This window comes from Actinoplanes sp. URMC 104 (genome assembly GCF_051386375.1).
Taxonomy (GTDB): Bacteria; Actinomycetota; Actinomycetes; order Mycobacteriales; family Micromonosporaceae; genus Actinoplanes.
Genome location: NZ_JBPQTO010000011.1, coordinates 2,118,923 through 2,137,144, shown reverse-complemented (window position 1 = coordinate 2,137,144; position 18,222 = coordinate 2,118,923). Strand labels below are relative to the sequence as shown.

The 18,222-nt window shown below is 72.9% G+C and carries 17 protein-coding genes and 1 pseudogene; 7 read left to right on the top strand and 11 right to left on the bottom strand.

Annotated features, from left to right (window positions below; all coding sequences use genetic code 11):
- Nucleotides 1–4: 4 nt before the first annotated feature.
- Entirely contained in the window at nucleotides 5–583 is a 579-nt protein-coding gene (locus ACSNN8_RS35670) for a TetR/AcrR family transcriptional regulator (protein ID WP_436654583.1), read from the bottom strand.
- Nucleotides 584–747: 164 nt separating this feature from the next.
- On the opposite strand from ACSNN8_RS35670, the gene ACSNN8_RS35665 reads away from it, so the two are divergent.
- Together ACSNN8_RS35665 and ACSNN8_RS35660 are read left to right on the top strand one after the other, a co-directional pair.
- Complete coding sequence (locus ACSNN8_RS35665) at nucleotides 748–1,398, top strand: HAD family hydrolase (protein ID WP_436654582.1); 651 nt, start codon at nucleotides 748–750, stop codon at nucleotides 1,396–1,398.
- A 142-nt stretch (nucleotides 1,399–1,540) separates the two neighbouring features.
- Nucleotides 1,541–2,458, top strand: a complete 918-nt coding sequence (locus ACSNN8_RS35660) for a serine protein kinase RIO (protein ID WP_436654581.1) — start codon at nucleotides 1,541–1,543, stop codon at nucleotides 2,456–2,458.
- Nucleotides 2,459–2,492: 34 nt separating this feature from the next.
- Here the strand turns inward: ACSNN8_RS35660 and ACSNN8_RS35655 are convergent, their stop codons facing one another.
- Both ACSNN8_RS35655 and ACSNN8_RS35650 read right to left on the bottom strand, forming a co-directional pair.
- Nucleotides 2,493–2,738, bottom strand: a complete 246-nt coding sequence (locus tag ACSNN8_RS35655) for a DUF2630 family protein (protein ID WP_436654580.1) — start codon at nucleotides 2,736–2,738, stop codon at nucleotides 2,493–2,495.
- 9 nt (nucleotides 2,739–2,747) lie between these two features.
- Nucleotides 2,748–3,581 (bottom strand): EamA family transporter, encoded by an 834-nt coding sequence (locus tag ACSNN8_RS35650; protein ID WP_436654579.1) that lies wholly within the window; start codon nucleotides 3,579–3,581, stop codon nucleotides 2,748–2,750.
- A 47-nt stretch (nucleotides 3,582–3,628) separates the two neighbouring features.
- On the opposite strand from ACSNN8_RS35650, the gene ACSNN8_RS35645 reads away from it, so the two are divergent.
- Nucleotides 3,629–4,177: a TetR/AcrR family transcriptional regulator gene (locus ACSNN8_RS35645; RefSeq protein ID WP_436654578.1), complete on the top strand. Its 549-nt coding sequence runs from the start codon at nucleotides 3,629–3,631 to the stop codon at nucleotides 4,175–4,177.
- On the opposite strand, the gene ACSNN8_RS35640 is transcribed toward ACSNN8_RS35645, so the two are convergent.
- From ACSNN8_RS35640 to ACSNN8_RS35620, 5 genes are all read right to left on the bottom strand, one after another.
- Nucleotides 4,174–5,016, bottom strand: coding sequence for an ABC transporter permease subunit (locus ACSNN8_RS35640; RefSeq protein ID WP_436654577.1), 843 nt, complete (start codon nucleotides 5,014–5,016; stop codon nucleotides 4,174–4,176). The two genes, ACSNN8_RS35645 and ACSNN8_RS35640, sit on opposite strands and share 4 nt — an antisense overlap.
- A complete protein-coding gene (locus ACSNN8_RS35635) occupies nucleotides 5,013–5,921 on the bottom strand; it encodes an ABC transporter ATP-binding protein (protein WP_436654576.1) in 909 nt (302 codons plus the stop codon). Before ACSNN8_RS35635 ends, ACSNN8_RS35640 begins: the two co-directional genes overlap by 4 nt.
- A complete protein-coding gene (locus ACSNN8_RS35630; protein ID WP_436654575.1) occupies nucleotides 5,918–6,961 on the bottom strand; it encodes a hypothetical protein in 1,044 nt (347 codons plus the stop codon). The genes ACSNN8_RS35635 and ACSNN8_RS35630 overlap by 4 nt, the downstream gene beginning before the upstream one ends.
- Nucleotides 6,958–7,497: a sigma-70 family RNA polymerase sigma factor gene (locus ACSNN8_RS35625; RefSeq protein ID WP_436654574.1), complete on the bottom strand. Its 540-nt coding sequence runs from the start codon at nucleotides 7,495–7,497 to the stop codon at nucleotides 6,958–6,960. The genes ACSNN8_RS35630 and ACSNN8_RS35625 overlap by 4 nt, the downstream gene beginning before the upstream one ends.
- Nucleotides 7,498–7,749: 252 nt before the next feature.
- Nucleotides 7,750–10,605: an aconitate hydratase gene (locus tag ACSNN8_RS35620; RefSeq protein ID WP_436654573.1), complete on the bottom strand. Its 2,856-nt coding sequence runs from the start codon at nucleotides 10,603–10,605 to the stop codon at nucleotides 7,750–7,752.
- A gap of 177 nt (nucleotides 10,606–10,782) precedes the next feature.
- Here ACSNN8_RS35620 and ACSNN8_RS35615 point away from each other — a divergent pair, with 177 nt between their 5' ends.
- The 3 genes and pseudogenes from ACSNN8_RS35615 to ACSNN8_RS35605 all read left to right on the top strand — a co-directional run bounded on the left by ACSNN8_RS35615 (nucleotide 10,783) and on the right by ACSNN8_RS35605 (nucleotide 15,227).
- Complete coding sequence (locus tag ACSNN8_RS35615; RefSeq protein WP_436654572.1) at nucleotides 10,783–11,172, top strand: hypothetical protein; 390 nt, start codon at nucleotides 10,783–10,785, stop codon at nucleotides 11,170–11,172.
- Nucleotides 11,173–11,221: 49 nt separating this feature from the next.
- Nucleotides 11,222–14,383 (top strand): annotated as a pseudogene (gene pulA / locus ACSNN8_RS35610) (pullulanase-type alpha-1,6-glucosidase); the annotation flags it as partial.
- 82 nt (nucleotides 14,384–14,465) lie between these two features.
- Entirely contained in the window at nucleotides 14,466–15,227 is a 762-nt protein-coding gene (locus tag ACSNN8_RS35605) for a class I SAM-dependent methyltransferase (protein ID WP_436654571.1), read from the top strand.
- A 123-nt stretch (nucleotides 15,228–15,350) separates the two neighbouring features.
- Here the strand turns inward: ACSNN8_RS35605 and ACSNN8_RS35600 are convergent, their stop codons facing one another.
- Complete coding sequence (locus ACSNN8_RS35600; protein ID WP_436654570.1) at nucleotides 15,351–16,580, bottom strand: RNA polymerase sigma factor; 1,230 nt, start codon at nucleotides 16,578–16,580, stop codon at nucleotides 15,351–15,353.
- On the bottom strand, nucleotides 16,577–16,996 hold the full coding sequence (locus tag ACSNN8_RS35595) for a YciI family protein (RefSeq protein ID WP_436654569.1): 420 nt from the start codon (nucleotides 16,994–16,996) through the stop codon (nucleotides 16,577–16,579). Before ACSNN8_RS35595 ends, ACSNN8_RS35600 begins: the two co-directional genes overlap by 4 nt.
- A gap of 298 nt (nucleotides 16,997–17,294) precedes the next feature.
- Between ACSNN8_RS35595 and ACSNN8_RS35590 the strand changes: the two genes are divergently transcribed.
- On the top strand, nucleotides 17,295–17,786 hold the full coding sequence (locus ACSNN8_RS35590) for a hypothetical protein (RefSeq protein WP_436654568.1): 492 nt from the start codon (nucleotides 17,295–17,297) through the stop codon (nucleotides 17,784–17,786).
- A gap of 9 nt (nucleotides 17,787–17,795) precedes the next feature.
- Here the strand turns inward: ACSNN8_RS35590 and ACSNN8_RS35585 are convergent, their stop codons facing one another.
- A complete protein-coding gene (locus ACSNN8_RS35585) occupies nucleotides 17,796–18,203 on the bottom strand; it encodes an MmcQ/YjbR family DNA-binding protein (RefSeq protein WP_436654567.1) in 408 nt (135 codons plus the stop codon).
- Nucleotides 18,204–18,222 lie beyond the last annotated feature (19 nt).

The window sequence follows — 18,222 nt, the reverse complement described above, 5'->3', positions numbered from 1 at the left end:
GGCATCAGCCTCTTCGGACGGCTTCCTCGACCAGATCGAGGACCCGGCTGAGCTCGCCCGGCGGGCGGCCGGTGGCGAGGTGGAGCACGAGGCCGTCGTACGCCAGCTCGAGGAACTGGGTGAGCACCTCGACCGGCACGTCGTCGCGCAGCACCCCGGCCTCGCGCTGGCGCTCCAGCCGGTCGCGGGTGGCGTCGGCGATGGCGGCGGCCCGCTCGGCCCAGCGCTTGGCGAACGCCGGGTCCGTGCGCAGCCGGCGCGACACCTCGAGCTGCGTGCCGAGCCAGCCCGCCGTGTCGCCGTCGCTGCCGCCGGCCCGGTCGAGCAGGTCGCGCATCACCTGGACGAGGCCGTTGCGGGCCACCGTCTCGACCATCGCGGCCGCGTCGTCCTCGGCGACCGCCAGGAACAGCGACTCCTTGTCGCGAAAATGGTGGAAAATCGCGCCGCGGGACAGCCCGGTTGCGTCCTCCAGCCGCCGCACTGTCGCACCCTCGTAACCGAACCGCGCGAAGCAGTCGCGCGCCGCCGCGAGGATCTCGTGGCGGCGGGCGTCGAGCTGGTCCTGGCTCACTCGGGGCACGCCCTGGATCGTGTCACGTGCCCCTTTCGCATGCAATCCGTACGTACGTCTTGGCAAGCGTCGCGTCCGCCACGGACACATCCCGCACATTTCCGCATGTCGGGCGCGCGTTGTTCCCCGTCCTGGGCTGTTCGGTGCCGCACCCCCTCACGTAAAGTGCGCGGGTGCCTCTAGTCCTGATCGCCCTCGACGACACCCTGCTCGACCGCAGCGGTGCGTTCAGGCTGTGGGCGAAGGGCTTCCTCGACGAGATCGGCGCACCACAGGACGATCTCGACTGGTTACTGTCCGTCGATGCCGACGGGCTGACGTCCCGGTGGGACCTCGCCGACCTGATCCGCGACCGCTACCAGCTCGGCATCCCCTCGATCGACCTGGTCGAGGAGCTGCACGAGGGGCCGCTGGCGTTCGAGAAGCTCGATCCGATGGTCGGGTGCGCGCTGCAGATCGCCGGCGACGCCGGGCTGGTGCCGGTGGTGGTGACCAACGGCCAGGCCGAGATCCAGGACAGCCGCATCCGGCGCACGGGTCTCGACCGCTACGTCGCCGACTGGGTGATCTCGGAGCGGGCCGGGGTGAGCAAGCCCAACCCGCGCATCTTCGCGCTCGCCGCCCAGCGGGTGCGGATGCGGCTCGGCGGCGCCTGGGTGATGGGCGACAGCCCCGAGGCCGACATCGGCGGCGCCGCGGCGATGGGCCTGCCCAGCGTGTGGCTGCACCGCGGCCGCGAGTGGGTGGACACGCGGTTCGCGCCCACCGAGGTCGTCGGCAACGTGATCCAGGGCATCTCCGCGATCATGGCTGCCGCGCGATAAATAGGTTGCGCGGGGCTCCGGCGCTCCGGGAGAGTGAGCGCGTCCGAACGAGAGAGAAGGGGGTGGACCTCATGGCCGTCTTTGTGATGCCTGCTGTCCGAATTCCTTCTTCTTCCTTCTTCTCTCTCAAGGAGACCCTCCAGTGCGCGAGCACGACTCCTTCGGCCCGGCGACCATGCGCCGCGGCCGTCGCAAGTTCGACGACGACGATCTGACCTTCCTCAAGCGTGGCGGCCCCCTGCCGCAGCTGCAGGAGGACCCCGACCTGCCCGACACCGGCGACCGCTGGTCCACCTGGGACGGCGCGCTGCACGGCCCGGAGCCCCGGCCCGACTGGGTGCGCACGGAGTACGGCGCGGTCGACACCGAGCTGGGCATGCTCAAGACCGGCAAGGAAGCGGACGTCTTCCTGGTCCGCCGGGCTGTCCCGGACACCGACAAGGTGAGCATGCTGGCCGCCAAGCGCTACCGCGACGGCGACCACCGGCTGTTCCACCGTGACGCCGGCTACCTCGAGGGCCGCCGGGTCCGCCGCTCGCGCGAGATGCGGGCCATGACCAACCGCACCTCGTTCGGCAAGGAGATGATCGCCGGGCAGTGGGCGGTGGCCGAGTTCGGCGCGCTCAGCCACCTGTGGCAGGTCGGCCGGGAGAGCGGCCTGGTGCGGGTGCCCTACCCGGTGCAGCTGATCGGCACCGAGCTGATGCTCGAGTTCATCGGCGACTGGGAGACCGGCGAGGCGGCGCCCCGGCTCGCGCAGGTGCGGGCCGACCCCGACCTGCTGGCCGACCTGTGGCGGCAGATGACCGACGCGCTGTCGGTGCTGGCCCGCGCGCAGGTGGCGCACGGCGACCTCTCGCCGTACAACATCCTCGTGCACGACGGGCAGCTCGTCCTGATCGACCTGCCGCAAATCGTGGACGTGATCGCCAACCCGCAGGGCAGCGACTTCATCGCGCGCGACGTTCGCAACGTCGCCGCGTGGTTCGCCCAGCGCGGGCTGGCGGTCGACGCGGACGAGCTGCTCGAGAGGCTGCTCTACGAGGCGGGGCTGCGATGAGCGGCCGGCCGAGTTCGCCTCGGCCGGCCTCGCATCACTGCAGGTAGCTTTCGACCTCGCTGACGCTGTGGGCCTGCTCGGTGTTCGGGTCGTTGCCCGACTCCCGGGCGGCCCGCCGCCGGCGCAGCAGGTCCCAGCACTGGTCCAGGGCCTCCTCCAGCTCCTTGAGCCGGGCGTGTTCCTCGTCCGAGGAGATCTCGCCCCGGCTCAGCTGCCCGCGCAGCTTGTGCTCCTCGTCGACCAAGCCGTTGATGCGGCTCAGCACAGTCTTGTCATCCATGCCGGAAGCCTATGCCGTCAGCATCGCGACGACCGCCGCGGCTGCCAGGGCGGTCGCGGCGACGCGCCGGGCGCCCATCGGCTCGCGCAGCAGCCACGCCGCGGCGAGGGCGGCCCAGAGCAGGCTCGTGCTGCGCAGCGCGGCGACCAGCGACAGCGGGGCGTGCCTCGTGGCGAACAGACCCAGCAGGTACGACAGGGGGATGAGCACGGCGAGCGCGGCGATCGGCCGGGGATGGTCGCGGAACTGGGCGGCCGCGGCGGGCAGGCGGCGGCCCAGCACCGCGGTGAGGAAGGCGAGCTGCAGCGCCGCGCCGAGGGCGTAGAACACGACGGGGTCGGCGCCGAGCGTGACGACCGCCCAGCCGTCGAAGGTGGTGTACGCGGCGATGGTGACCGCGATCGCCGCCGACCACAGCACCGCGCGCCCGGAGGCGGGACGCTCACGCAGCAGCAGGGCGACGGCGGCGCCGAGCAGCACGACGGCGATCCACTGCGGGGCGCGCAGCCACTGGCCGAGCGCGGCCGCCCCGGCGAGCGCCACCAGCACCGGCGCCAGACCGCGGGAGAGCGGATAGACCTGGCCGACGTCGAAGCTCCGGTACGCGCGTTGCAGGCAGAGGGCGTACGCCGTGTGCAGCGCCGTGCTCGCCGGGGCGAGCAGCAGCAGGCGTCCCGTGACGGCGCCCTGGTGGCCGATCGCGAACGGCGCCACCAGCACCAGCGCGCCGAGGCTGGAGGCCCAGATCGCGGGCAGCCCCTCGGCGGCGGTGCGCTTGGCCGTGGTGTTCCAGCCCGCGTGGGCCAGCGCCGACCCGAGCGCGAGCGCGATCCCGATTACCATGCGCGTCCCCGTCCGTAGACACTGTCTACCTGCTAGACACTGTCTACATGACCGCGCCTGAGGATGTAAAGACCGCGCTCGTCCGGCACGCGACGCTGCTGCTCGACGAGCAGGGGCTGGCCGGCTTCACCGGGCGTGAGGTCGCCCGGCGGGCCGGCGTGTCGCACGGGGCGCCGCGGCGCTACTTCCCGACGCTGGCCGCGCTGCTGTCGGCGGTCGCGGCCACGGGCTTCGAGGACCTGCGGCGCCGCCTGCCGCCCGCGGGCGACGACCCGCGTGAGGCCCTGGTGGCGTGGGCCCGCGCCTACGTGACTTTCGCGCGGGAGCGGCCCGCGATGTTCGAGCTGATGTTCCGCCACGACCTGCTCGAGGGCTCCGGCGAGCGGCTGCGCGAACACAGCACGCCGATCTTCGCCGCCGCGCTGGAGCTGGTGACCCGGGCCGGCGTACGGGACCCGCGCTCGCGCGCCGTCGACCTGTGGACCGGGGTGCACGGGCTCGCCGTCCTCGCGAGCCGGCGGGCGCTCGAGCTGGTCACCGACGAGCCGCCGGACGACCTGCTCGAGCGCCAGGTCCGCGCCCACCTGCCGCTCTAGAGGTCCCGCCGCTGGAAGGCGAGGGTGGCCAGGGCCAGGATCAGGGCCGTCCAGAGCACGGCCCAGAGGATGTACGAGAGGGTGAGCGGGGCGGCGCTGAGGAACGGGTGGCCCTCGAACGCCTCGCTGAACTGCGAGAGCAGCGACGGGTCCTGGAACGAGCGCATCGCGCCGCGCCAGAGGCCGTCGGTGGGCAGCAGCATCTGCGAGACCGTGCCGATGCGCTCGACGCTCGCGTTGCCCAGCGCCTTGCCCAGACCGCCGACCACGCCCGCGATCCAGGTGGCGCCGAACAGGCCGACCGCCACGATGCCGGACGCCATCGGCGAGATGACCGTGGACAGCAGCAGGCCCAGCGTGAGCAGCGCGACGGCCTGCCCGGCCAGCAGGGCCAGGCCGGAGACGGGCGCGGGCGGCCAGTAGCCGGTGGTGACCTTGACGATGACCAGCTGGGCGGCGCCGGCGACGGCCACGAAGCCGCTGCCGAACGCGACCAGGCCGAGCCACTTGCCGAGCAGCACCTGCGTCCGGCGTACGGGCCGGGCCAGCACGGCCAGCGCGATGCCCGACTCGGCCTCGCCCGCCACGGTGGGCCCGGCCAGGAAGGCGGTGCCGAGCGCGGCGATCAGGCTGAGCCCGAACATGACGAGGTTGAGCACCAGCGCGGCGGCGAACCGGGACTCGCCGGTGGTGAGCCCGCCGAACTCGGCGTCGATGCGGGCGAACCCCCAGGCGCTCAGCGACAGCAGCACCAGGGTGAGCACGGCCAGCGAGCGCAGCACCCGGCGGCGGGCCGCCTCGCGCAGTGTGAGCCCGGCGACGGTCAGCATGATGCTCATGCCGCCTCCCCGTCCCGGATGATCGTGAGCAGCCGCTCCTCGAGGCTCATGCGGACCGGCTCGACGGCGTGGATCCGTACGCCCAGACCCACCAGGTCGGCGACGAGCCGGGGCACGGCCGCGGGGTCCTCGATCGGCACGACGAAGGTGTCCGCCTCGCGGGTGAAGGCGCCCAGCCGGGCCTCGGCGGCCGCGGTCACGCCGTCCAGGCGCAGCCGCAGCGAGCCGCGGCCGAGCAGCTCGGGCAGGGTGCCGGAGGCGGCCACCCGGCCGTGGTCGAGGATGACGACCCGGTCGCAGACGCGCTCCACCTCGCCGATCAGGTGCGAGTTGAGCAGCACGGCCACCTGCTTGTCGCGCAGGGCGAGCAGCAGGTCCCGGACGTCGGCCCGGCCGATCGGGTCGAGGGCGCTGGTCGGCTCGTCGAGCACCACCAGCTCGGGCCGGGCGACCAGCGCGACGGCCAGCCCGAGCCGCTGCTGCATGCCCTTGGAGAAGCCGCCCACCCGGTCGCCGGCCCGGTCGGCGAGCCCGACCACGCCCAGCGTGTCGAGGTCGGCGGGGACGCCGGCCAGCTTCGCGTGCAGCCGCAGCACCTCGGTCGCGGTCAGCCACGGCTGGTAGCGGAACAGCTCGGGCAGGTAGCCGACCCGGGCCCGCGAGCGCGGGTCCGCGCCCGGCCGGCCGAGCAGCATCACCTCGCCGGCGTCGGGGCGCACCAGGCCGAGCAGCATCTTGATGACGGTGGTCTTGCCGGCGCCGTTGGGCCCGAGCAGGCCGACCACCTCGCCGCGCCCGACCGTGAACGACACGCCGTCGACCGCCTGCCGCCGCCCGTACCGTTTGCGCAGGCCGGAGGTCCAGACCGCGGGCGCCGGGGGCAGCTGGGTGAGAAGCTCGGTCACCGCAGCCCCCGCGCGACCGACAGCGCCTCGCCGGCGTCGAGCGAGCCGGCCACCGCGGTGACCACGCCGTCGCGCACCCACACCACCGCGGCGAGCACCCCGTCATTGGACGTGAACACCGTGGCGGGCGTGCCGTCGACCTCGGCGGGCTTGCTGGTGAGCTCCTCGGGCATCACGTGCACCGGCAGCGTCGTGCCGTCGGCCGAGAAGCTGCGGAGCTGGGCGGCGACGTCCGCGGGCAGCCCGGACAGCGACAGCAGGTAGTCGCGCGCCGTCGCGAAGGGCACCCCGGTCGAGTACGCCGCGGGCGCGACCGCGCGGGCCACGAGCAGCGACGGCACGCCCTGGTTGCTCTGCCACACGATGGCCGCGCCCGGGCCCGCGGTGAGCCGGAAGCTGCTGCCGTCCAGCCCCGCGGGCACGGGCGGCGCGTCCGCCTTGAGCTTGGCGGCCCGGAACGTGAACGTCGCGCTGATCCGCCTGCCCGCCTGGTAGGTGGGCTCGCCGGTCACCCCCCGCGGCAGCTCGGTGACCCGGGGCAGCTCGAGGCCGCTCTCCTTCTCGGCGGCGGCCTCGTCGGCGACCTGGTGGATCTCGGGGCGCGAGGTGATCGTGACGTCGCCCCACGAGGAGAGGTCGGGCATCGCCATCAGGTCGGCCTGGTGGATGGTGACCGGCGCGATCCGCTCGGTGCGGAAGATCGGGAACCAGTCGGCCGCGGCCGCCGCACCGGCTCCGGCCAGCACGGCCGCGACCGCCGCGCCGGCGATGATCGGGCTGCGGCGCCAGGTCCTGCTCCTGGCCGGCCGGGCGGTGGCCGGCGGCGCCTGCTGCAGCCGGCGCCAGGCGGCGTCGACGTCGACGCCGGGGTCGGCCTCGGCGTGCAGGGCGGTGGCGGCGAAGGCGGCGTCCACCTCGGCCGCGGCCAGCTCCGACCGGCACACCGGGCAGCCTGCGACGTGGTCTCGGTCGGCGTCGGCGACACCGGCGGGCTCGTCCACGAGCCGGCGCAGCACGCCGGGATCCGGGTGGCGCTTCATGGCTTCAACTCCTTGCGCAGGGCGGTCTCGGCGCGGCGCACGGTGGTGCCGACGCTGCCGGGGGAGAGGTCGAGGGCGGCGGCGACCTCGGCGTAGCTCAGGCCGCTGTGCCGCAGGACGAGGGCGACCGCCTGTTTGCGCGGCAGCCGGGCGAGGGCGGCCCGCACGCGGCGGCGCTCCTCCAGGGTGACCACGGCGTCGGCGACGTCCGGCACGACGGTGTCGGGCGGCCGGGCGGCCTGCTCACGGCCGGCGCGGCGGCGGCCCGTACGGATGTGGTTGAGCGCGGTGTGGGCGGCGGCGACCGACAGCCACGCGGGCGCCTCCCCGGCGGGCACGTCGGAGCGCCCGAAGGTCAGGAACACCTCCTGGGCCACGTCCTCGGCCTCGTCCCGCGAGCCGAGCACCCGGGCGGCGACGGCCACCACGCGCGGATAGGCCGTCCGGAACACGTGCTCGAGATCGGCCCGGACGGCTGGGGGTCTCTTCGACAGGGCCACGCCGTCCTTCCGGTCCCATGACAGTGCAACGTCCATGCCTGTTCAGCACCGCCGGGACGGCGAATGTGACACGGGCCCGCCGGCCCTACAGCAGCACGTTGACCACCACGGTCAGCAGGATCGACGCCACCACCGACAGCAGGATCATGCCGAGGCAGCCGAGCGGCCCGCCGAGAAACCGTACTTCCGTGTTTCCGATACGCATGCGCCCCGTCTACCCAGGCGCCGCTCCTGCATGCAAAAGCCCCGCCCTCCGGCAGGGGAGGACGGGGCTTCGCGCGGCGACCGTCAGCTGTTGAGCATCTTGCGCAGGACGTACTGCAGGATGCCGCCGTGGCGGTAGTAGTCGGCCTCGCCGGGGGTGTCGATGCGCACGTCGGCGTCGAACTCGATGCCGGTGTCGGTGCGGACCTTCACCGTGCGCGGGGTCTCGCCGTCGTTGAGGGCCGTCACGCCGGTGATCGTGAAGGTCTCGGTGCCGGTGAGGCCGAGCGACTCGGCGTTGGTCTTGGGCGGGAACTGCAGCGGCAGCACGCCCATGCCGATCAGGTTGGAGCGGTGGATGCGCTCGTAGCTCTCGGCGATGACCGCGCGGACGCCCAGCAGCATGGTGCCCTTGGCCGCCCAGTCGCGCGAGGAGCCCGAGCCGTACTCCTTGCCCGCGAGGATCACCAGCGGGACGCCGGCCTCCTGGTACGCCACGGAGGCGTCGTAGATGGTGGTCTGCTCGCCGGTGAGGTGGTTGACCGTGAAGCCGCCCTCGACGCCCGGCACGAGCTGGTTGCGCAGCCGGATGTTGGCGAACGTGCCGCGGATCATGACCTCGTGGTTGCCGCGGCGGGAGCCGTACGAGTTGAACTCGTGACGCGGCACGCCGTGCTCGGCCAGGTACTTGCCGGCGGGGGAGTCGACCTTGATCGACGACGCCGGCGAGATGTGGTCGGTGGTGACCGAGTCGCCGAGCTTGGCCAGCACCCGGGCGCCGGAGATGTCCGGCACGGGCTGCGGCTCGGGCTGCATGCCCTCGAAGTACGGGGGCTTGCGGACGTACGTCGACTCGTCCGCCCACTCGAACGTCTTGCCCTCGGGCGTGGGCAGCGACTGCCACTGCTCGTCGCCGGCGAACACGTCGGAGTACGCGGTGCTGAAGCCCTCAGCGCCGATCGCGGACGCGATGACGTCGTCGATCTCCTTGGCGCTGGGCCAGATGTCGCTGAGGTACACCGGCTTGCCGTCCGAGCCGGTGCCCAGCGGCTCGGTGGTGATGTCGATGTCCATCGAGCCGGCCAGCGCGTACGCCACCACCAGCGGCGGGGACGCCAGGTAGTTCATCTTGACGTCGGGGTTGATGCGGCCCTCGAAGTTGCGGTTGCCGCTGAGCACGCTGACCGCGGTCAGGTCGGCCTCGTTGACGGCGGCCGAGACCTCCTCGGGCAGCGGGCCGGAGTTGCCGATGCAGGTGGTGCAGCCGTACCCGACCAGGTTGAAGCCGATCTTGTCGAGGTAGGGGGTGAGGCCGGACCGGTCGTAGTAGTCGGAGACGACCTTCGAGCCCGGCGCCAGCGTGGTCTTGACCCACGGCTTGCGGGTGAGGCCGCGCTCGACCGCCTTCTTGGCCAGCAGCGCCGCGCCGATCATGACCTGCGGGTTCGAGGTGTTGGTGCAGGACGTGATCGCGGCGATCACGACCGCGCCGTGGTCGAGCTCGTACTCGGTGCCGTCCTCGGCGACCACCCGGGTGGGCTTGGACGGGCGGCCGTCCGCGTTGGCGGCGGCGGTGACCAGGTGGTGCGGCTTGTCGGAGGGGTCGTCGACGCCGTTGGCGGGCGGGTCGCTGGCCGGGAACGACTCGGAGCTGGCCTCGTCGGCGTGGCCTTCGACGCCGTACGGCTGCTGTGCCTGCGGGACGCCGGGCTTGCGGCCCTCGTCCCCGCCGGTCTGGTCGTCGGTGACGTAGTTGCTCAGCGCCTCGCGGAACATGGCCTTCGCGCTGTTCAGCGGCACGCGGTCCTGCGGGCGCTTGGGGCCGGCCAGCGACGGCACGATCGTCGACAGGTCGAGCTCGAGCTTCTCGGAGTAGTCCGGCTCGGCGTTCGGGTCGAGCCACAGGCCCTGCCGCTTCGCGTACGCCTCGACCAGCGCGACCTGCTGCTCGGAGCGGCCGGTCAGCTTCAGGTACTTGATGGTCTCCTCGTCGATCGGGAAGATCGCGACCGTGGAGCCGTACTCGGGCGACATGTTGCCGATGGTGGCCCGGTTGGCCAGCGGCACGGCGCTCACACCGGGGCCGTAGAACTCGACGAACTTGCTGACCACGCCGTGCTCGCGGAGCATCTCGGTGATCGTCAGCACGAGGTCGGTGGCGGTGGTGCCCGCGGGCATCTCGCCGGAGAGCTTGAAGCCGACGACCCGGGGGATCAGCATGCTGACCGGCTGGCCCAGCATGGCGGCCTCGGCCTCGATGCCGCCGACGCCCCAGCCCAGCACGCCGAGGCCGTTGACCATCGTGGTGTGCGAGTCGGTGCCGACCACGGTGTCCGGATAGGCCTGGCCGTTGCGCTCCATGATCGTCCGGGCCAGGTACTCGATGTTGACCTGGTGGACGATGCCGGTGCCGGGCGGGACGACCTTGAACTCGTTGAACGCGGTCTGGCCCCAACGCAGGAACTGGTAGCGCTCGCGGTTGCGCTGGTACTCCAGCTCGACGTTGCGGGCGAAGGCGTCCTCGCGGCCGAACAGGTCGGCGATGACCGAGTGGTCGATGACCAGCTCGGCCGGCGCCAGCGGGTTGACCTTGGTGGGGTCGCCGCCCAGGTCCTTGACGGCCTCGCGCATGGTGGCCAGGTCGACCACGCAGGGCACGCCGGTGAAGTCCTGCATGAGGACCCGGGCCGGGGTGAACTGGATCTCGACGCTCGGGTCGGCGGTCTGGTCCCAGCCGCCGAGCGCGCGGATGTGGTCGGCGGTGATGTTCGCGCCGTCCTCCGTGCGCAGCAGGTTCTCCAGCAGGATCTTCAAGGAGTAGGGCAGGCGGTCGTGCCCCTCGACCTTGTCGATCGTGAAAATCTCGTAGCTCGCGTCACCGACGCGGAGCTCGCTCTTCGCACCAAAGGTGTCGAGGCTGGCCACCGTCATCTCCTTCACACCCAGCGACTGTCGTTCGAAGTCTTTCGCACCGAAAGGGCGGCCTTCGGGTTAGGCACGCCTAACTCTCGGTTCACGTTCGCTCGTAAACCGTACGTCCGTCTTGTATTACTGCGCAAGGCGGGGTCACCCTGCTCTCACGTTTACTCCGGTCGCACGCCGGGCACACGTCGAACCGTGAAGGCGCCCACGGACCTCGCGGAGCTCACCGATTTCTTCGACCGCTACGGCACCGCGCTGACCAGCGGAGACGTCGCCGCGATCGCGAACTGCTACGCGCTGCCCGGCATGGTCGTCGCCGATACGTACAGCTTCACCTTCGCCTCGCCGGCCGCGGTCGCGCTGTCGTTCCTGGGCGCCGCGCCGACGTACGAGGAACAGCAGATCGTCGCCGCGCACGCGCAGCTGCTCGATGTGCAGCGGCTCTCGGCGGCGCTCAGCATGGTCTCCGTGCAGTGGGAGTACCTCGATGCGCAGGGCAACGCCGTGCCGGGCGAGCGCTACAGCTACCTGCTGCGCGTCGACCTCAGCGGGCCACGGATCACCACGGTCATCGCGACGCACTGAAACTGTCTCACCCTGATGCCAGGATGGCGGGGTGACGACGGTAGAGATCGACTCCGCTTCCGCCCCCGACTGGCTCGTCGTGCACTACTCCGGCGACGACCCGTGGCTCTACGCCTGGGGTGACATCGAGGCGGGGCAGGTCGACGGCTACCCCGGCGGCCGCCCGTTCGCCGGCTCCGACGCGTACGGCCGGTTCGCCTGGGTGCGGCTGACCGGCGACGCCCGCGACGTCGGCTTCCTCGTGCACGACCACGCCGGCGTCAAGGACGTCGAGGCCGACCGCCACGTCGACCCGTCGGTGACCCCCGAGATCTGGCTGCGGCCCGGCGACCCCACCATCCACACCACGGCGCCCACCCCGCAGCCGGCCCCCGAGCCGGACGTCGTGGTGATCCACTACCGGCGGCCGGACGGCGACTACGCGGGCTGGGGGCTGCACGCCTGGGAGGGCACGCCCGCCAAGCCCGTGTGGGACCGGCCGATCACCCCGGCCTCCTTCGACTCGTTCGGCGCCGTCTTCCGGGTTCCCGTACGCCCCGACGCGATTGGCCTGCGGTTCGTGCTGCACCGCGGCGGCGAGAAGGACCTGCCCGACGACCAGCGCCTCGACCTCTCGAAGGCCCGCGAGGTGTGGCTGCTCGCCGGCGTCACCGCGCCCGTGCTGCCCGGGCTGGGCACGCTCGGCCCCGAGCTCGACCCGGCCCGCGCCCTTGCCGTCTTCGTCGACCGCACCACGATCGCCCTGCCCGCCGCGATCGCCGACCGCGCCGGCAGCTTCACGCTGGGCGACGACCTGCCGCTCACCCCGCGCCCGGGCGGGCTGTTCCAGGCGCAGAGCCGCCACTTCCCGCACCTGCGCGCCTACCGCGCCTTCTCCGTGCGCGAGCTGGGCGACGCCGCGCTCGGCGACCTGCTGCGCGACCGGCTGCTGGTCACCGGGCGCGACGCCGCCGGCCGGGTCACCGTGCTCACCGGCGTGCAGCTCGCGGGGGTGCTCGACGACCTCTACGCCGACGCCGCCGACGCCGAGCTGGGCCTCACCCTCGGCGACGAGCGCCCGCGGCTGTCGGTGTGGGCGCCCACCGCCCGCACCGTCGAGCTCGAGCTGTTCAAGACCCCCGCCGACGAGCCCAAGGTGCTGCCGATGGAGCGCGACCCGCTCACCGGCGTCTGGTCGGCGCTGCTCAAGCCGAAGTGGATGGGCCGCTACTACCGCTACCGCGTCGAGGTGTGGCATCCGGCCGCCCAGCGCGTGGTCACCACCAGCGTCACCGACCCGTACTCGCTGGCGCTGGCCACCGACTCGACGCACAGCCTGCTGGTCGACCTCGACGACCCCGCGCTCGCCCCGCCCGGCTGGGACACGCTCGGGAAACCGCCCGCGGTCGCGCCGGCCCGCATGCAGATCAGCGAGGTGTCCGTCCGCGAGTTCTCCATCTTCGACCACTCGCTGCCGCCGGCCGAGCGGGGCACGTACGCGGCGTTCACCCGGCCCGGCGCCGCCTCCATGAGCCACCTGCGCTCGCTGGCCGACGCCGGGCTCACCCACGTGCACCTGCTGCCCGCGTTCGACTTCGCCACCGTGCCCGACCGCCGCGCCGACCAGGCCGTGCCCGCCTGCGAGCTGTCCGCCTTCGCGCCCGACTCGCCCGAGCAGCAGCGCGCCGTGATGGCGGTCGCCGACGCCGACGGGTTCAACTGGGGGTACGACCCGTGGCACTACACGGCGCCCGAGGGCAGCTTCGCCGTCGACCCCGCCGGGCCGGCGCGCATCCTCGAGTTCCGCAGCATGGTGGCCGCCCTCAACGCCGCCGGGCTGCGCGTGGTCATGGACGTCGTCTACAACCACACGATGCACGACGGGCTCGACCGGTTCAGCGTCCTCGACCGGGTCGTCCCCGGCTACTACCACCGCCGGCTGGCCGACGGCTCCACCGCCGAGTCCACCTGCTGCCCCAACACCGCGCCCGAGCACATGATGATGAGCCGGCTGATCGTCGACTCGGTGCTCACCTGGGCCCGGCACTACAAGGTCGACGGTTTCCGCTTCGACCTCATGGGCCACCACCCGCGGGCCAACATCCTCGAGGTCCGGGTCAACCTCGACCACCTCACCCCGGAGATCGACGGCGTCGACGGCAAGCAGATCTACCTGTACGGCGAGGGCTGGAACTTCGGCGAGGTCGCCAACGACGCCCGGTTCGCCCAGGCCACCCAGCTCAACATGGCCGGCACCGGCATCGGCACGTTCAACGACCGGCTGCGCGACGCGGCCCGCGGCGGCGGCTCGTCCGGCGACCCCACCGTGCCCGGCTTCGCGACCGGGCTCGGCTCGCGCACGCCGCTGGTCGTCCACGACCAGATCAAGGTCGGGCTGTCCGGCGGCCTGGCCACCTACCGCTTCGTCAACTCCCACGGCGTCGAGCAGACCGGCGCCCAGGTGGACTACAACGGCGCGCCCGGCGGCTACGCCATGGCCCCCGCCGAGACGGTCAACTACGTCGACGCCCACGACAACGAGATCCTCTACGACGCGCTGGCGTTCAAGCTGCCGCCCGCCACGCCGCCGGTCGAGCGCGCCCGGCTGCAGGTGCTGGCGCTGTCGCTGGTCGTGCTCGGCCAGGGGGTGGGGTTCGTGGCGATGGGCAGCGAGCGGCTGCGGTCCAAGTCGCTCGACCGCAACTCGCACAACTCCGGCGACTGGTTCAACCAGATCCGCTGGGACCCGGCGCTGGGCAACGGCTTCGGGCTCGGCCTGCCGCCCGCGCGGGAGAACGAGGACCGCTGGCCGCTGGCCGGGCCGCTGCTCGCCGACCCGGCCCTGGTGCCGCCGCCCGACGTGATCGAGATGACCGCCGAGCGCTACCGCGAGCTGCTGCGCATCCGGCGGTCCTCGCCGGTGTTCGGGCTGCCGACGGCCGACGAGGTGCAGCGCCGGCTGACGTTCCCGCTGGGCGGCCCCGGCGAGACGCCCGGCGTGATCGTTATGTGCCTCGACGGCACCGGGCTCGACCCGCGGTGGAGCCGCGTGGTGGTCGTCTTCAACGCCACGCAGGAGCCGACGGTCCAGACGATCGCCGCGACCGGGCTGCGCCCGCACCCCGAGCTGGTCGAGTCGGCCGATCCGTTGCTGCGCACCGCCACCGCGATCGAGGGTGATCTGTCCGTTCCACCCCGATCGGTGGCGGTCTTCGTCGCGGACGCCGCCTGAAGTCTTGCTGTGAGTCGGGTCGCCGGGTGATGCGCGCAGGCACCCCTCTGGCGAACAATGGGGCCCGGGGGAGGGCTGGCTTGTGCGCGAGGTCAACTACGACGAACGGCAGCACCGGGTCTACACGCGTGCCCGGGCGCTGCCGGCCGAGATGCTCACCGAGTGGGTGCACGTGTTTGCGAGGCACGCGCCGCCGCAGCGGCCGCTCGCCGTGCTCGACCTCGGATCCGGGGCGGGCCGTTTCACCCCGGCGCTCGCCGGCGAGTTCGGCGGTCCGGTGTGGGGTGTCGAGCCGTCCGACCGCCTGCGCGCCGCCGCCCCCGCGCACCCCGGCGTGACCTATCTGGCCGGCTCGGCCACCGGGATCCCGCTGCCCGACCGCAGCTGCGACCTCGTGCTGCTGTTCCTGGTGCTGCACCACGTGCGCGACCACGCCGCCGCGGCCGCCGAGATCGCGCGGGTGCTGCGCCCGGGCGGCCGGGTGCTGGTGCGCAGCCTGTTCCCCGACCGCATGCCCGAGCTGCCCTGGTACAGCTACTTCCCCGGCGCCCGGCTGATCGACGAGCAGGTGTTCCCGCGGCTCGACCCGCTGCTCGAGGTGTTCGCCGCCGCCGGTCTGCGCTTCGTCACCGTCGATCGGGTGCAGGAGCGCATCGCCGACAGCCTCGCCGACTACGAGCAACGGCTCAAGCTGCGCGGGTCGTCGACCTTCGAGCGGCTCACCGAGCTCGAGATCATGGAGGGCTTCGACACGCTGGAGGCCGCGGTGCGCGCCGAGCGCCGGCCCCGGCCCGTCGAGGAGGAGAGCGACCTGCTCGTCCTCGAGCTGCCCGCAACCGACTGATTTTCGCTCGCTCCGCGGCTGTCGGCTTCTCGGTGTTCCGCCACCACGGCTGTCGGCTTCTCTGTGGTTCCGCCATCGCGGCTGTCGGCTTGCCGGCGTGCCGTCTCCCCGCCGTGAGCTCGGTCAGGCGAGCGCGGCTGCCTTGCGGGCGAGGACGGCTCTTTCCTTGGCGTTGGCGCAGAGGCGGGCGGCCAGCTCCAGTTCGGCGCGGGCCTCGGCGGTGCGGCCCAGCCGCCGCAGCAGCTCGCCGCGCACGCTCGGCAGCAGGTGCGAGCCGGGCAGCCGGTTGCGCGCGACCAGGTCGTCGACCACGGCCAGCGCCTCGGCCGGGCCGCTCGCCATCGCGACCGCGACCGCCCGGTTGAGCTCGACGACCGGCGACGGCGCGACCCGGCCCAGCGCCTCGTAGAGCAGCACGATCCGCTCCCAGTCGGTCTCGGCGACCGAGCCGGCGGAGGCGTGGCACGCGGCGATGGCGGCCTGGAGCCCGTACGGCCCGAGCCCCCGACCGGCGGCAGCGGCCCGGCCCAGCGCCGCCAGGCCACGGCGGATCGCCGAGAGGTCCCAGCGCCGCCGGTCCTGCTGCTCGAGCAGGATCGCCTCGCCGTCCGGGCCGGTGCGCGCCGGGAACCGGGCCGCGGTCAGCTCGCAGAGCGCGAGCAGCCCGGCCACCTCCGGCTCCGCGGGCAGCAGCGCGGCAAGCGTCCGGAGCAGCCGGATCGCCTCGTACGCCAGGTCCCGGCGCATCAGGCTGTCGCCCGCCGTCGCCGTCGAGCCCTCCGTGAAGATCACGTAGAGGGCGCTGAGCACGCCGCCGAGCCGCTCACTCCGCTCGGCAGCCGGCGGCACCTGGAACGGCACCCGCGCCGCCGCGATCGTCTTCTTCGCCCGGGTGATGCGCGCCTGGATCGTGGGCACCGGCACCAGGAACGCCCGGGCGATCTCCTCGGTGGACAGCCCGCCGACCGTGCGCAGCGTCAGGGCGACGCGCGCCTCGGGGGAGAGCACGGGATGGCAGGCGACGAACATCAGCGCGAGCACGTCGTCGTCGATCCGGTCCGGGTCCCACAGGTGGCCGTCGCCGTCGTCGGACTCGTCGCGCGCCAGCAGCGCGTACTTGTCGTCGCGCGCCGCCCGGCGGCGGAAGCTGTCGATCGCCCGCCGCCGCGCGGTGGCCAGCAGCCAGCCGGCCGGGTTCGCCGGTTCACCGTCGCGCGACCACGACACGAGCGCCTCGGCCAGCGCCTCCTGCGCCACGTCTTCGGCCAGGTCGAGGTCGCCGCCGGCGAACCGGGTCAGCGCGCCGATGATGCGCGCCGACTCGATGCGCCAGACGGCCTCGACGGAGCTCACAGCTGGCCGGTCTGCTCGCGCCAGGCCCGCTCGCGCCGGATCCACTCGTTGTCCTGCGGGAACTCGTCGATGCTGGGCACCCGGCGGATCTCGGTCTTGGAGCCGGGGAACGCCGGGATGCGCTTGGCCCACTCGATCGCCTCCTCCTTGGTGGCGACGTCGAGGATGTAGAAGCCGCCGAACAGCTCCTTGGTCTCCCCGTACGGCCCGTCGGTGACCACCGGCGTCTCGCCGCTGTAGTCGACGACCACCCCCTGCGACGGGTCGTCCAGGCCCTCGGCGGCGACCAGCACCCCCGCCTTGATCAGCTCGTCGTTGAAGCGGCCCATCACCTCGATCATCTCGTCCATGGGCGTCTCGACCAGCTTGGCGAGGGACTCGTCGGTGCTGCGCATGATGAGCATGTACTTCGCCATGACACTTACTCCTCGATGTGGTTCCGGGTCGCTCGTCGACCTTCTCACCCTCGGGTCGAACGGGCGTGCCGCCGATCGACACCGGCCACGAGAAATTTCCGGCGAGCGTCGTTGCGCCTTCATGCGGCTCGATGCCGGCGAGCGTCGCTGCGCCGGAATGCGGCTCGATGCCGGCGAGCGTCGCTGCGCCGGAATGCGGCTCGATGCCGGCGAGCGCCGTTGCGCTAGATTGCGGGTCGATTTCGGCGAGCGCCGGTGGGCTTGGTGCCGGTCGATGCTCCGGCGAGGGGAGACGGTTGTGCGGCTGCGGTGGGCCTGGGGTGGCCTGGCCCTGATGGCGTTGGTCGGCGGCTGCACGTCGTCGCCGGACCCGGAACCGGCCGCCCCGGCCGCGCCCGCCTCGGCCGCGCCCGCCTCGCCGCCGGCGTGGACCGAGCCCGCCGCGTACTCCTATGTGCTCACCCGCGGCTGCGACGCTGCGGCGCCGGTCGGCCGTTACGAGGTTCAGGTGAAGTCCGGGGCCGTCGCCGCGTCGAACCGGCTCGACGCCACCGCCGTCCAGCCGTCGGGTGGCGCCGAGGAGGACCTGGGCCCGGCCACCGGCGGCACCGGCGAGGAGATCGAGGCGTTCACCCTGCGGGAGCTGCTCGAGATGGCGCAGACCGCCGCCGAGGACGGCGGCGAGGTGACGAAGGCCTTCGACACCACCGACGGGCACCCGGTGAAGGTGACCGTCGACGTCGGCTCGGGCCCCGAGTGCTGGAGCGTCAGCGACTACGCCGCCGGCTGAGGCCGCGACCTACCGCGCCGGCTCCGACCGCGCGTCGAGGCGGGCCACCCGGCGGGGGCCGGCCGTACGGCGGTAGCTGGCGTCCAGCAGCTCGGCGATCTCGTCCCAGTCGGTGTCCTCGTCCAGGTCGACGCCGATCCAGCCGGCCGGCGCCAGATAGGCGGGCAGGTAGCAGCGCGGGTCGTCGGCGAGGGCCGCGCGCTCGTCCGGGTCGAGCAGCACGAGCACCGAGTGCTCGTGCCGCTCGTACGCGCCGTCCACCTTCACGCTGCCGCCGAAGTAGGCGAACACCTTCGTCGTGTAGAACGCCGGATGCCCGTGCGACACCTTCTCCGCCGCGTCGGGGAAGGACAGCGCGAGCTCGCGCAGCCGCCGCAGGAGCGGATCGGCGTCGTCGAACATCAGGGGATGAGCCACGGTGATCCCTCCTGTGCCT